This window comes from Microbulbifer sp. YPW16 (genome assembly GCF_021290385.1).
GTDB lineage: Bacteria > Pseudomonadota > Gammaproteobacteria > Pseudomonadales > Cellvibrionaceae > Microbulbifer > Microbulbifer zhoushanensis.
In genome coordinates, this window is the sequence record NZ_CP089928.1 from 4,105,630 (window position 1) to 4,120,308 (window position 14,679).

The following is a 14,679-nucleotide window of genomic DNA, read 5'->3' on the forward strand; positions in this document are numbered from 1 at the left end:
CACCAAAGCGGCCTCTTCTGGTGCAGGAAGGCTGCATAGGCATTACGGGTAGCGCTGTCTCAGGTGGGAAGGGCCTATGTCGCGGGCAGTGAAAGGAAACGATCGCATTCTCGAATGCCATGAACCCAGCGCTTTCCGAGTCGATTACAGGCGCTGCGAACAGCGTCTGCTTAGCTCAACAGGCTTTTAAAACAGCTCTCGAAGTGCCGGCTGTAGATTACCATGGTTTCCCGAACTCCTCCGAAGTGGGGGTTGTGATTATTGCAGTACTTTTATGCTGGGCGGTGAAACACTGCAAGCTTGTTGCCGTCCAGGTCCCTGAAGTACGCACCGAAATAAAGGCCGTCAAGTCTTGGTCCTGGTGCGCCCTCATCAGTGGCGCCCAACGATATCGCTTTTGCGTAGACCGCGCTGACCGTTTCATCACTTTCCGCTGAAAAGGCAACCATTGTGCCATTCCCGTTTGTTGCGGGTTCGCCGTCAAAAGGCTTTGATATTGCTAGCTTGGCTTCGTGATTTTTGAAAGAGAAAAAAATCACCCTGTCAGTTTTCATTACTTTCGCGCCGCCCAGCAGGGGAAGCAACTGATCGTAAAACGCTTCTGCTTTTTCGAGGTTGTTTGTCCCGAGGGTGGTATGGGAGATCATGGATCTGCTCCGGTAGTTTTGATGTCACATTGACAGGGAGGGGCAAGTGCATAACGGCCCTGGAAGAAGCGAGTCAAAACAGCGTTAATGCCCGGATCGCGAAAGGGGCTTGGCCCAAGTGGGCAACTCAAGCTGCCGGCTTTTGCCCCAGGATTCGCGCCGGCAGCATCAGTACTGCTCGCAGGAAGGCAAATATTGCCTCGAAGGTGATGCCGACGAGGCGGAACGGCAATGACAGTAGCCAGATGAATGGCCATGCGACGAGTGCAAGCAGCGCCAGTGGCCAGCAGAGAATAAGAAGTAAGAGCCAGAGCAGGAAATTAAGCATTGTTCGTCCTTGGCGGCCGCATTGATGCAGCAAAATCGGCTGTTCTGAATTTTGGAAAAAACAGGACACCCAAAGGTTACAGGCATCGCAAGAGTAACCCGGGTCACAGGGACGTTATGACACGAAACCCGGTTTGCTCAATAGTTTCCCGGTAACCAATCGGTTCACCTGGAAACAATCAATGGGTCATTTTTTCTTAATGGTAAACCAATAACCCGGAATCCGGAACACCGCTCCTAAGGCTTGGCCCGGGGCGGTGACGACAGGGCTTTCAGGTTTTCCAGTACTTTTTCGGCCCTGGCGATATTGGTCAGCAATTCCGCATTGTCCGGGTCCAGGGCCCTGGCTTCGCGCCAGGTTTCCACGGCACGCTCGATCTTGCCCTCACTGTACAGGTCATTGCCCCGTTTGATCGCGGTTTTGACCCGGGCGTTCAGCTGCGCCTGGAGTTGTGATTGCAGGGACGGCAGTTGCGGTTCCTGCGGCGACTGTTGCTGCAGTTTGTTAAGGCGCTGCTGTGCACCCGGCAGGTCACCGGCTTCCAGGGCCTGCTGTAATTCCGCGACCAGGGCTTTGTTGTCCCTTTCCGGGGGGCGCCTGGTCGGTTGGCGTCTCGCCTGGCGCAGCTGGCGGTTGGCCCGGGCCAGGTCCTGGTCGATGTTTTCCCGCTGCGCCTTATCCTGCAGGAGGTCATGGCCGTACAGGCGCCGTGCCACCTTCAAGCCACGCTGGGCCTGGGTATAGTCCTCTCGCTGCAGGGCCAGTTGCGCATGCTCCTGTAGAGCCTGGGCCGACCCGCGGCACTGGCGGAGAAAGTTCTTCTGTTCCAGCCAGGTCATCACACCGGGGCCATTGAGCTGCCGCAGGCGCTCATAGGCCTCGGCGTCTTTCAGCAACTGTTCGCCACGGTGGATGGCCAGCTCCATCCGCAGGCGTTGCTCGTGCAGCTGGCGTCGCTCTGCAAATTCTTGCCGTGCGCTGACCAGTGCCTGGCTGCCTGGCAGTACCTCTGTAGCTGCCTGCAATACCTTCCCGGCGCCATGCCAGTTGTCCTGTTTCTCCAGGTGGCTCGCGGCGCGGATTGCGTTGCGCTCGAACTGCTGCAGGCTGCTTTGCAAACGCCTGATTTTTTGCTGCTGGGCTGGCGTCGCCGTAACCAGCTCCTGCAGTTGGCCGAGTTCGGCGGACTGCTGTTGGGCCTGCTGCAGTGTGTCGGTTGGCAAACCTTCCTGCGCCTGCTGCTGTGGCGGCAGCAGGCTACAGGCCGGCAGCAGCGGCATTAGCAAGAACCAAACAAGCGCTAGGCGGCGATCAAGCATGGCTGGCTGCCTTCCGGTCCTGTTTACGGGGCCGGCTCTTCAGTATTTTCTGCAGGTTAGCCTGCAGAAGATGCTGGTCGTTGTGATGGATATCCTGCACGGAATAGATTCCCACCGGGGCCGACTTGCCGCGGATCGGGATTGTCCGCTCGGACCGGGCGATAATGCGTGGCTCAAGCATGGTGAACAGTTGTTCCCGGATAATGATTTGGTCCGCCCGGGCCTCGCTGCACAGGCGGGAGGCCAGGTTGACGGCGTCGCCGACCACGGTGTATTCCATCCGCTCGTCGGAGCCCAGGTTGCCGGCCAGCATGGCACCGGAGTTGATGCCGATGCGGAAATGCACTTCGGGCCGGCCATCGGCGCGGCGCTGCTCGTTTAATTGTACCGCCAGTTGCTGGATCAACACCGCACAGCTGATGGCGTTGAAGGTGTGGTCGGTATCTTCCTCCAGCACCCCGAACGCCAGCATCGCACAGTCGCCAATAAACTTGTCGACCACGCCACCATACATCGAGCAGGCCCGGGAGATATACGAGAAGTATTCGTTCAGCAGCTCGGAAACCTGGCAAGGCTCCAGCTTTTCGGACATGGCGGTAAAGCCGGTAATATCGGCAAACAGCACCGTTGCCTCGATCGGCCGGTCCACCAGCCGGATTTCGTCCAGGTTGGCCAGTACCTTGTCGGCAACGTTCTTCGACACATAGCGGGAGAAGACCTGCTCGACCTGCGATTTTCTCAGCAGTCCGGCCGCCATATTGTTGAAGCCCTCGAACAGGTAGCCGATTTCGTCATTGCGCTGCTGCTCGATCCGGGTTCCAAAGTCGCCGCGGTCGATGGCCCGGGTGGCCTCCATCAGGTGGTGGATCGGCAGCGACAGGCGCCGGCTCAGCCAGTAGGCCAGCAGGGACGCCAGCAGGGTCATGGCCAGGGTGGCATAGATGATGGCATCGCGGGCCCGGGCTGCGGCCTGGTCCATCTGCGATGCCGACAGGGTCACCACCACCGAGCCGACCCGGACGTCCAGGTAGTTGGCCGGGGCGATAAAGCTGATCAACCGCTCCGGGGAGCCGTCGGCCGTGTCCCGGAACCAGGGCCGGGCTATGACCCCGGCGGCTGCGAAAGGCCCGGCGGCCTCGAGAGGGGAGCCGGTCAGGTCCGGCTGGATGCCGCTGGCCGACAGCAGCTCGCCGTCGCGTGCGTAAATACCCGCCCCCAGGATCTTCTCGTCCAGGCCAAGATTGGCGGTCAGCATGCGCAGGTTCAGGTCGTTCTCCGACAGAATCGGTTCTCCGGCCAGTTTGGCCAGCTGCAGCGCCATGGTGTTGCCGAACTCATGCAGTTGTGTGCGGATCAGGCGGTTCTGGTTATCGCTGATAAACAGGCCCAGGCCAGTCATCCCCAGTACCAGCAGCAGGGTCATGACCAGTGCCAGTTTGAGCGCAATCGGGATACGGCGGGGTAACAACCGGGCAAAATGTGCCTGTAGACCGTTGGCGGTGTGCCGCAATATGCCTTTGGCCTTGGTAATCAACGGGAGGGCTCTCCTTCTATTTATAGTTAGCCGTCACCTGCACCCGGGTGGTGAGAATATGTGAACTATACCAGTTCTTGGACGGCAGTATGTCTCACTCAGCAAATTGACCGATCGGTCACATCGGCGGAGCGACAGAAACATATGCGGGTAATGGGGTACAGAATACAGGCAATAACAGGGGGAAAAATGGTTGTGGGGGAGATGGGGCTCTTTTGCAGAGGCTATTAACGGTTTTTAACCTGTCTAACATGACTTTGCTGTGCTAGTGTCCGATGCAGTCCCAGGGACGACCCTGGGATGATCGTTAATCAGTGGGGACGGCCCCGTAATCAAATGGTGCCGTATGAACTGGTTGATCCTTATCCTCGCTGGTTTACTGGAAGTGGCCTGGGCAACAGGGCTCAAATACACCGAGGGCTTCACCAGGCCAATATCTTCCCTGCCAACGGTGGCCGCCATGGCTGCCAGCATCTGCCTCCTCAGTATCGCGATGCGCTCGCTACCCCTGGGATCCGCCTATGCAGTCTGGGTTGGAATCGGCATGGTGGGGGCGGTTGTCGTGGGTGTTGTGGTATTTCATGAGTCACTATCGGTGATCAAGGTAGTCAGCCTGTGCTTTCTCGTCGCTGGTGTTATCGGCCTTAAGTGGTCAAGCGGAGCTTAGTCACCCAGGGTTCGGGGCGCTCCCAGCTCGCCCCGACTTGATAGCTGGTATCGAGGATAGATGCGAAGGTTGGCAAATCGACGGGAGATAATGCTTTTCCCGTCGTATTAGCTTCCACCAGAAGGAAGAAGAAATGCGCTTTTTCCAACCCGTGACGTCGGCATAATGAGACGTCTTCGGGGTAAGGTTTGCCTCGGGTTACCGTTCTCAATGCTTACGGGCTGGCCCGAATTTTTATTTCCACCCGCTTTCCCGTGCTGCTTTGCCGTTAACGTCCCCTGAATTGTTGGTCCAGGTATGAAAGTGGCATGCGCTGGATACAGGACTGGTACGCCAGTATGCGCCTCTTTTGTGCGCTGCTTCTCAGGGGACGTACGGTCACTTTTTTGCTGTTTACTCTGTTTCACTTTCGTGACTAGAATCTTTCACTCAGCCATTTGGGTGATCCTCCATGGCTGTGATGTCAAAAATAATAAGTTTTAAAAATAATAAATTTATCCCAATAAAAATCAGCGACAACACGCCAAATCATCATCAAACGCCGGCATACCGCTGTATGTCCAGGGTATCGTATTGCCTTAGTCAATTTCTCGATTCGCCGGCCAGCCTCAAAGGTATGTAGTTCTCCTTTCAATTGATCGTTGACGTGTTGCCAAATCAAGTTCACAGAGAGAATGAGGTTCGGCGCATGATAAAGAGACTTACCCCCGTTTACCTCGGGATCATTTCCCTGTTTTTCCTCCAGCTGCCCCTGGTTGCCAACGCATCCAATTTACCCGCGGACAGGTACACGCTGACGCTTTCCCATAGTGGCAAATGTGTCAATGTGCCCGGCGGCAGCACTTCCAGTAACATCCAGCTGGAGCAGGCCGGCTGCTCGGGCTCGGCGGTGCAGAATTTCGATATCAGTTCGGTGGGCGACGGTTATTACCGGCTCGTCAACGTAAACAGCGGTAAGGCCATGCGGGTGCAGTCCGGCTCGAAATCGGACGGCGCGGCTGTGGTGCAGTATAGCTGGTACGACTATGGCTCCCAGCACTTCCTGCCGCAAAGAAACGGCAGCGGCTATATCCTGCGCAACCGCAACTCGGGCAAGTGCGTCGAGCTCTCGGGTGCATCGCAGGGTGACGGGGCGCGGCTGGTGCAGATGTCCTGTACCGGCTCACCGCAGCAGACCTTTGCCATCGACCCCACCATCGACGGCGAGCGCACCCTGGCACCCGGCAGGTATACGGCCAGGGCAGTGCACTCGGGCCTGTGCCTGGATGTTCCCTCGTCCAGTACCGCCAATGGCAGGCAGCTTCAGCAGTGGAGCTGCAATGGCACCGCCGCACAGCAGTTCGACTTTGTTTACGCCGGTGGCGGGCAGTACGAGATCATCAACGTCAACAGCGGCAAGTGTGTCGACATCTACTGGGGCCAGAGCGGCAATGGCACTCCAGTGCAGCAATACAGCTGCAACCAGGGCAATAACCAGCGCTTCCTGGTCGAGGGCACCGGTGACGGCGAGTTTTTTATCAAAAGCATTCTGTCGGGCAACAAGCCGATCGATGTCTCCGATGTCTCAATGAATGCTGGCGCCGACATCCATCTCTGGGACGAGCATGGTGGTGATAACCAGAAGTGGACGCTGGAGCCAGTGGTCTACGCGGCCGCGGTGCAGGACGGCATCTACAATATTGTCGCCCGTCACAGTGGCAAATGCCTGGATGTACCCGGGTCCAGCACATCCACGGGCACCCAGTTGCAGCAGTACTCCTGTAACGGTACCAGTGCGCAGACCTTCGAGTTGGTTCACCAGGCCGACGGCTACTACAAGATCCAGAACACCAACAGTGGCCTTTCACTGTCGGTGCGGGATTTTGCCGGCGCCGCCGGCGCGGCCATCGAGCAGGGCGAGGGCTTTGGCAGTGACAACCAGCTTTTCCGCTTTGTGCCCTACGATTCCGGCTACGTAATACGGCCCAAGTCCAGCTACCAGTGCCTGGATGTGAACAACAGCCCGTTCAGTTCCGGTTACCAGGAACTGGAGCAATACACCTGCAACTACGACAACAACCAGGTCTTTGAGCTACAGCCTCTATCAACCCCAGCCAGTTATGCGGCAGCGCAGGTTGCCAACAATGAAACCGTTGTCCTTTTGCACGGCTTTGCCGGCTGGGGCCGCAATGAATTGTTCGGTTTCAAGTACTGGGGCGGTGGCTGGAAGGGCAAGCGGGACCTGCAGGAAGTCCTGAAGTCCCAGGGGCACGACACCGTGACCCTGGCAGTGGGGCCGCTCAGTTCCAACTGGGACCGGGCGGTAGAGGCCTACTACCAGCTGAAGGGCGGCTGTGTGAACTATGGGGCAACCCATGCCGCGACCCACGGGCACAGCCAGTTTGGCCGCTGTTTCAGCGGGCTGCTGCCGGACTGGGATGCCTCCAGCAAGATCCACATCATTGCCCACAGCCAGGGCGGCCAGACGGCCCGTGTACTGCTCAAGCTGCTGCGGGACGGCTCGCCGGAGGAGAACTACGAATCCGGCAGTGTGTTCGAGGGCGGCAGGAACTGGGTGCACAGCATCACCACGGTTTCCACGCCCCACAACGGCACCACACTCACCGAGTTCTTCAACCCGCTGGATATTACCGAGCAGCTGGTGACCTCCATTTACCGCGCGGCGGGGCTGGTCAGTGGCGAGAACGTGATCTACGACCTGAAGCTGGACCAGTGGGCGCTGACACGGCAGTCCGGGGAGAGCTGGGATGACTACTTCCTGCGCGTGAAGGACCACCGCCTGTGGGAGGACTCGCTGGATACGTCCCTCTATGACCTGAGTGCGGAGGGTGCGCCCTATATCTATGGTGGCGCCATCACTTACCCGGATGTGTACTACTTCTCTTTCTCGAACCAGTCCACCTTCAAGGGACTGTTCACGAAAAAGCAGTACCCTGTTGCTTCCACCTTCCTGCCGTTTATGCCGCAGTCCCTGTTTATGGGGCAGTACAAGAACAGCAACCTGGGCGTGGATGCCAGCTGGTTCGCCAATGACAGCGTGGTGAACACCAACAGCATGGTGGCGCCGATGGGTGCCCCTTACCAGGACTACAACGGCTTGCCCGTACCCGGCGTATGGCAGCATATGGGCAAAAAGTCCGGCTGGGACCACCTGGATGTAACCGGGATGTTCACCCTGAAGGATATCAATCCGATGTACCTGGACCATGTGGAGATCCTGAAGTCCCTGGATTGAGGCGTAAACTTTTCGTAAGGAAGTGAGAGAGAAGGGGACCCCGGTAGCTGCGGGTCCCGAGTCAGGGCCAGCCCGGATAGCGGGCTGGCTTTTTATTGCCGGTTTGTGCAGTAGAGGCCCCGGAATGGCCGTCGGCCAGCCTGGCTTACCCGGTACTGATTTCGTAGCAGGGAATATATTCCTTGCCGGGCAGCTTCATCCGTTGCTGCTTCGCGAAGGATGCCAGCAAGGTATCCATACTGCGCATAAGCTCGGGGTCGCCGCGTAACTGGAAGGGCCCATTTTCCTGCACATTGCAGATACCCTCGTTTTTGACATTGCCGGAGACGATGCCGGAGAAGGCCCGGCGCAGGTTGGCGGCCAGCAGGTAGGGGGCCTGGTTGGAATGCAGTTCCAGGTTATGCATGTTCTCGTGCGTGGGGATAAATGGCCGTTGGAACTCGGTGGATACCTTCAGTTGCCAGTTGAAGTAGTAGGCATCCCCGGATGCCTTGCGGTACTCCTTGACCTGCTGGATACCGGCCGCCATTTGCCGTGCAACTTCCGCCGGGTCGTCGATGATGATCTGGTAGCGTGACCTGGCTTCCTCGCCCAGGGTAGAGGCAATAAACTGGTCGATGCGGATAAAGTAGTCCGCGGCACTGGCCGGGCCGGTGAAAATGACCGGGAAGGGTTGCTCCCGGTTCTCCTCGTGCAGGAGGATCCCCATCAGGTAGAGGATTTCCTCCGCGGTACCGGCCCCACCGGGGAAAACGACAATGCCATGGCCGGTGCGTACGAAAGCCTCCAGCCGCTTCTCGATATCCGGCATTATCACCAGCTGGTTGACGATCGGGTTGGGTGCCTCTGCCGCAATAATCCCCGGCTCGGTAATGCCGAGGTACTGTCCGTGCCGGTCGCGCTGCTTGGCATGCCCGATGGTGGCCCCTTTCATCGGGCCCTTCATTGCGCCGGGTCCGCAGCCAGTGCAGATATCGAGGTAGCGCAGGGCCATCTCGTAACCCACCTGCTTGGTGTAGTCGTATTCCTCCGATGAAATGGAGTGCCCACCCCAGCAGACCACCAGCCTCGGGGAGCGAGACCGGTCAAAGGTGCCGGCATTGCGCAGGATATGAAACACCGCGTCGGTGATACCCTGGGCAGAAACCAGGTCATAGCGGGGATCGCCGGTAATTTCACTGTTGACATAGATAATGTCGCGGAGCACGGAAAACAGGTGTTCGCTGATCCCGCGAATCATCTTGCCATCGACAAAGGCGATCCCCGGGGCGTTGCGGACATTGAGCTTGACACTGCGCTCGGTCGGGATAACCGAGATGTCGAAATCGGAGTACCTCTCGAGCAGTTCCTTGCCGTCGTCCATAAAGCCGCCGCTATTGAGAACGGCCAGGGAGCAGTTGCGGAAAATCTGGTACTGGGGGCCGCGGCTGTCGTCCGTAAGCTTGTTGATTTCATACTTGGACAGAATGTCGAACTGTCCTACGGGTGATACCTGTGCATCGACGAGATCGCTGGTCATGCATCCCTCAAGTGGCGCGGAAAACTTCAGAGTACAGGAATTGCTGTACGTGGGATATAGCATTGTAAGACAGGGTTTTGCTCCTGCCCCGTTCAACAACCTCGAATGCCCTGATCAGGAATGCTTCCAGGTGTAATCAGGTTCTGGCGTTGAATTTATTCTCCTTGGAGCGGATTTCCCTGACTGCCATTGAGTATATTCACTGACGGCCCTTTTCGCCTTAAAGGGCATGGCCACTCTGCCCCAGAATTGGCTTTCCACCAGTCCTGGCTTGATTACAGCTTTGGCACCCAGGGGCATACAGCGACCGACGCTAGACAATCCGTTCCATGATATCCCCGGCGAGTTCGCGGACGTCAATGTCGGGGTAGGTGAATTCGGCGTCAGAGAAGTCGAGCTGCAGGCCGTTTTCCTCGTCCCAGCTGGCGGGCTGGAAGATGGAGACTTCGAGGCCCGAGCCGAACGAGGCCAGCGTTTCATCCCAGCGCTCGCTCCACACTTCGCCGTAGAGTGCCACACTGGCGGCGACCTGGCCGTAGACGCCGACCCGGAAAGACGGCGTGAAGGATCCTTCCAGGTCGAGTTCCAGTGACAGTCCTGCCAGTGGTGTCCAGTCCAGAGCCAGGTCGGCACCGGCATCCACCTCGAAATCCAGCGCAGCAGTGATGCCTACTTCGCCAGTCAGGTCGGCAACCGCGGCCCCAACCCCCAGACCGCCGCCAATATCCAGTTCGATACCAGCATCCATGCCGAAGTTCAGGTGGCTCTCACCGTGAATCACGGCCGAATCCGGATCGCCGAGCGTGTATTCGATGTCAGCGTGGCTGTCGTCCAGGGTGGCGGGCCCGATCGTCGCATATCCGCGCAGGCCACCACCGATAAAGCCGAAAACACCGATCGAACCAACGACGGGAATGGTTACCCCGAAGATCGGGAACTCGACCCTGGGGAAAGTCACCAGGTCCCGGTCGCGCTCGATGGCCTCAAACAGGGTGATCGAGGGGGGCAGGGCGATGCCGCCGGACAGGACAATCTCGTCGTCGGGGGTGTAGCGGACGCCGACGGTGCCGGTGAGGTAGGGGCCGAACTCGATCGAGATAGAACCACCACCCCAGGCTTCGAAGGTATCGATCGGGTCACCTGACTGGTCGAACTCGCCCTCCTCGGTGACGGGATAGTTGCCGATGGCGAAGTCGAAGGTGCCGGTCGCATTGCCGATCGCCAGGTCGCCCTCGCCGCGCAGGATCAAACCGCCGTTATCGAAGGTCGCGTCCAGTGTGCCGGTCACCCCCGGGATGGCGAAATCGGCCGAGCCGGTGCCGCCCAGCGCCCAGGCGCTGGTTTCGGGGTCGTAGGTCACGTTCACCGTCACCGTTGCGTTCTCGACCGCTGGCCAGGCTGAGGTGTCCAGTGTGACCGTGCCACCGATCGAGATGCCTTCCTCTTCGCTGTAGCCGATCTCGATGGTGGCAGGCTCGGACTGGCCGGGCAGCTGCACGGTTGCCTCACCGTCGAAGAGGAAGTTCTGTTCCTCGTCGATGCCCACGTGGATCGTGCCGGACTGCAGGCCGGGGACAACGCCTTCGGTGATACCCAGCTCGCCATCGAAGCTCCATGCCTCGTCCTCGTAGCGGACGGTGATGAAGGCCGGGTCGACGAAATCAAAGTCGAAATCGAAGTTGCCCTCGATCGCGGTGCCTGTGGCAATCACGGTGCCACTGCCGATCTGGTCCAGTTCGAAGGCGGCGGCGCCGCGGAAGAGTAATCCCTCGTCGCCCATGGCGACCGCTATATTCGCCTCGGTGACCTGGAAGAAGCCAAAGTCCAGCTGGTCAGTGGGGATGTCGACATCCAGGCCGATCCCATATTCCGTGAGTCCGACGGTAGCCTGGAAGCCATCGAACATGGGGTGGGTCGAGGTCAGCGTCGCCGACAGCTCCATCGCCCAGGCGTCGCTCAACCCGGCTTCGCTCAGCTCGAGGGGGCTTGCACCTTTAAGTTCCGCATGCCTCGCCCGTGCGCCCATCAATGCCTCGCGAACCTCGCTGCGGTCGATGTAGGCTCCATAGCCGTAGCGGCGATCGAAACGCAGCGGGAGCCTGATATCGGCGCCTACGACAATCCTGTCGCCTTTAACTTTCTGTTTGGTATCGCGGTCGTAATAGGTACCGACGCCGCCCCGGACCCGGCCCGTGATTGCGCCGACCTCCTGATCCGGCTCGAGGGTCTCAGGATCAAGCCCCTGTTGGATCGTTGCCGATTCTATGCGGAAATTCTTGAAGAAATCGTCATCCTTGGCGCCCAGGGGCTGGCCGCGATAGGTTGGGTTCGCGAGATCCGAGACATCGACCCGCCGGTAGAACCCGCTCTCCTTGCCGAGAAACCAGAGCACCGTACTCGGTGCGCTTCCATCGCCCTTTGCGGCGAGTCCCAGTTCTTGCAACTCGTCGAGGGGCACCGCCTGAAGCAGCCGCCGCTGTCCGAACTTGATGTGCTTGGCGGCGATGATTTCGGCCACCGTCCAGGTGTCAACATCAGCGGCCACCTCGTCACCACCCGCGACGCGGTTGAAATGCAGGGCCTGTCCCCGCGGTGTGCGGGAGAAGCGCAGCACGTCGCGGTTTTCGTTACGGCCCTGGAAGAAATTGTCCTCTCGCGCACGGCGGAACAGGTCATTGATCTCTGCCAGGACCGTATTCCTGATCTGGGACCCGGAGGATGTATTTGCGGACCCTTCCAGGAGCCAGACGTTCTCGATCGAATCGGGGCCGTCCAGCTGGTGCTCGCGGTAGTGGTCGACGTGATAGAAGGTTGCCTTGCCCTTTTTATTCCAGTTTGGGATCAGCAATTCGTCCCGGGCCAGAAGCTGGGCCTTGGTTCCGGACAGTATCTGGTTCGTTGCGCGGACTTTCAGGTAGTAGACCGGATCACGGTCGCTCTCTGAAGCAGGGTTGGGGATAAAGGACTCGATGGCCGCTTCGATTTCATCCTTGTTTTCGCTGACATGTTGCGTCCACAGCCGGCGTTGCGCGGTATCGCGTTCTTCAGAGTGGGTTACGTATTCAAAGTCACGGCCCGAAATTAACTTGTCCGTCGTAATACCCCGCAGTGGGGATTTGCCCTTGATCTTGCCGTTGATCTTCGGCAACTCCAGCCTCGGCATGGTGAAAAGGCTTGGACTTTGGGCAAAGTCGAGGATAAAACCGCGATCGCTGCCTTCACCCTCCCAGGTTTCACTGACCTCGACATCACCGGGATCGTCGCGCTGGATAACATAACCCTCGCTCGCGGCCTGGGACTGCTGCAGGACGTGCATTAGTTCGTGGGCGAGTACACGCAGGTCCCGGGGGTCGCTCGCTGCGAAGCCGTCGCGAAAGAAAATATGACGGCGCAGCGCGAAGGCCCGGGCATCGATGGCGTTACCGACTTCGGCCGCTACCGGATCGTCGTGAATGCGGACACTGTCGAGCTTCCTGTGGAAGTGACGCTCCATCTGGTCGCGGGTTCCACTGGGGAGCGGGCGGCCGCCCTGGTCCACCCGGTCTACCAGTTTGCGGGAAAGGTCGGGTCCCAGTTCCGCCCGGCGGCCCGATGCCGAGAAGGGGCTGGGGGCAAGGTCTACCGGTTGGCTCCCGAAGCGCTTCGCCGCATGGCGCGCCTCGGATTCGAAGCTGGTGTTCCGGGGCTCGATATACACCGGCTGATGGGATTGCCGTTGGGCCGTCGCGGCGGCGTCGGCAGGCACCTCGGTGCGCCGGGACCGGGTGGCCTCGGGAGCATCGGCTGTCTGCTTCTTTGCCTGCGTCTGTTCCATCTCACCTGGGCTTCGCGAACATGAGCTTGACGCGCTGACCCTTTTTCAGGGGCTTGCCGGCGGCCGGGGTCTGCTTGCGCACCCGTGCCCCCCTGCGCCTGGCTGCGTCCTCATCAAATTCAGGTTCCCCGATACCCTCTGCCTTGAGCAGCTTGAGCGCCTGTGCCCGGGTTTTCCCGGTGATGTCGGGCATGATGGGAGGTTTCTCCGCATCCTCTTTCGGTGGTTCGGGTGCTGCAGAGACTACGATGGTCGCGCTGTTCCCGGTTTTCTCGCCAGCCGCGGGGCTCTGGTCAATAACCACCTTCTCAGGCCCGTCGTGGGGCCTGGTAACGGTTTCGATTTTTTCGATCCCGGCGCGGCGCAGGATAGTATGGGCATCCTTGTGCCTCTTGCCGATCACGTCCGGCATCGAGAGGCCGTTACCTTCTTCCGCCTGCTTGACCGAGATGACCAGTGTTACCCCCGCATCGCCGACGGCTTCGCCCGCTTTGGGGGCATGTTCGAGGACGACCGCGGTGGGCCCGTCACTGGGTTTCTCATGGATTGTCGGGGCATCGATGTAGTCCGGCACGAGAATTTCGAGGGCTTCCTTGCGGGTCCGGCCCACGAGGTCGGGCATCAGCCGGGCGGCAATGCCCATGCAAAGCTTGATTTCAGTGTTCTCGCCGACGGCGGCACCCGCTTCCGGGCTCTGCTCGACCACGCGGCCCGCATTTTTACGGTCCACTACCTGGTCGAACTGCACTGCGGAATATTGCAGGTCGGTGAGAGCTTTGCGGGCTTCCTCTTCGGTCCGCCCGATCAGGTCGGGCATGGCCTGTTCCGGTTCGGGACCCAGGGAGATGCCGAGAAGCACAAGGCCGCCCGGTGCCAGGGTACGACCGGGATCGGGCGCCTGGGTGATGACCGTCTCCGCAGGCGCATTGTCCGAGCGGCTCTCGTCGTAGCTGATGCGGAAGTCGCCAAGCTCGCCCAGCATCGCCTTTGCATCTTTGGTGGTCTTGCCGATAAGGTCGGGCATTACCACGTCCTCAGACGGCTGGTCCGGCCTGGGTTCCACTTTGCCGCAGCGACCGGTGGTGAAATCGCGCTTTACCATCAGCCCCGGGGTCAGTTCCAGTGGGCGACCGTCGAGTACGGCGAGCTGCCCCTGGGCGTCCCGGATCTCGATCCGCGCCGACTCCCCCGTCGCTTCGGCCACGATGGCAAAGTAGCCGAGCCTGTCGATCGGCGAGGTAGCGATGATGCAGCCGCTGGAATCGATCAGGTCTGCCTCGCCGCCGCCGGTCGGTGACTCGACATGGCCGAAGACACGCGCTTCCTCAGTGTCGGATCGGGTGGAGAGCCGCTTCATGGTCGCGTGGGCATCATCCAATTCCTCTGTTGCGCTTTCTGCAGTGCCCTGGGCCTGCGCCAGTGAAATTGATCGCCAGACCAGTGTGTCGGTGTATCCCGGGTCTCTCGCGAATCCGCCCCAGCGGGCAGCCCGGGCCGTCGCCTCCTGCGCGGCCTCTCTGCGTGCCTTGTGCCGGATACGCGCCCGTTCGAAGGCTTCTTCCAGGTCGGCCCCTGTTCGGTCCAGAATGTTGTCGCTGAACGCTTTCGCCATGGCG

The 14,679-nt window shown here is 59.6% G+C and carries 9 protein-coding genes; 2 read left to right on the forward strand and 7 right to left on the reverse strand.

Features of this window, described 5'->3' with window-relative positions:
- Window positions 1–272: 272 nt before the first annotated feature.
- The 4 genes from LVE68_RS17820 to LVE68_RS17835 form a co-directional block, all read right to left on the reverse strand.
- Window positions 273–647: a VOC family protein gene (locus LVE68_RS17820; RefSeq protein ID WP_232941817.1), complete on the reverse strand. Its 375-nt coding sequence runs from the start codon at window positions 645–647 to the stop codon at window positions 273–275.
- A gap of 127 nt (window positions 648–774) precedes the next feature.
- Window positions 775–975 (reverse strand): hypothetical protein, encoded by a 201-nt coding sequence (locus tag LVE68_RS17825; protein WP_232941819.1) that lies wholly within the window; start codon window positions 973–975, stop codon window positions 775–777.
- Between the two features lie 236 nt (window positions 976–1,211).
- Complete coding sequence (locus LVE68_RS17830; protein WP_232941821.1) at window positions 1,212–2,255, reverse strand: tetratricopeptide repeat protein; 1,044 nt, start codon at window positions 2,253–2,255, stop codon at window positions 1,212–1,214.
- Between the two features lie 31 nt (window positions 2,256–2,286).
- Window positions 2,287–3,828, reverse strand: a complete 1,542-nt coding sequence (locus LVE68_RS17835) for an adenylate/guanylate cyclase domain-containing protein (protein ID WP_232941823.1) — start codon at window positions 3,826–3,828, stop codon at window positions 2,287–2,289.
- 346 nt (window positions 3,829–4,174) lie between these two features.
- Here LVE68_RS17835 and sugE point away from each other — a divergent pair, with 346 nt between their 5' ends.
- Together sugE and LVE68_RS17845 are read left to right on the forward strand one after the other, a co-directional pair.
- The gene (gene sugE / locus LVE68_RS17840; RefSeq protein ID WP_232941825.1) at window positions 4,175–4,495 is read left to right on the forward strand and encodes a quaternary ammonium compound efflux SMR transporter SugE; all 321 of its coding nucleotides are present in this window, start codon (window positions 4,175–4,177) and stop codon (window positions 4,493–4,495) included.
- A gap of 688 nt (window positions 4,496–5,183) precedes the next feature.
- Window positions 5,184–7,730: a lipase-like domain-containing protein gene (locus LVE68_RS17845; RefSeq protein ID WP_232941827.1), complete on the forward strand. Its 2,547-nt coding sequence runs from the start codon at window positions 5,184–5,186 to the stop codon at window positions 7,728–7,730.
- A gap of 145 nt (window positions 7,731–7,875) precedes the next feature.
- Here LVE68_RS17845 and ppnN read toward each other — a convergent pair whose 3' ends face one another.
- The 3 genes from ppnN to LVE68_RS17860 all read right to left on the reverse strand — a co-directional run bounded on the left by ppnN (window position 7,876) and on the right by LVE68_RS17860 (window position 14,675).
- On the reverse strand, window positions 7,876–9,249 hold the full coding sequence (gene ppnN, locus LVE68_RS17850) for a nucleotide 5'-monophosphate nucleosidase PpnN (protein ID WP_232941829.1): 1,374 nt from the start codon (window positions 9,247–9,249) through the stop codon (window positions 7,876–7,878).
- A 313-nt stretch (window positions 9,250–9,562) separates the two neighbouring features.
- Window positions 9,563–13,063, reverse strand: a complete 3,501-nt coding sequence (locus LVE68_RS17855) for an eCIS core domain-containing protein (RefSeq protein WP_232941831.1) — start codon at window positions 13,061–13,063, stop codon at window positions 9,563–9,565.
- 1 nt (window position 13,064) lies between these two features.
- Entirely contained in the window at window positions 13,065–14,675 is a 1,611-nt protein-coding gene (locus LVE68_RS17860) for a PASTA domain-containing protein (protein WP_232941833.1), read from the reverse strand.
- Window positions 14,676–14,679: the final 4 nt, after the last annotated feature.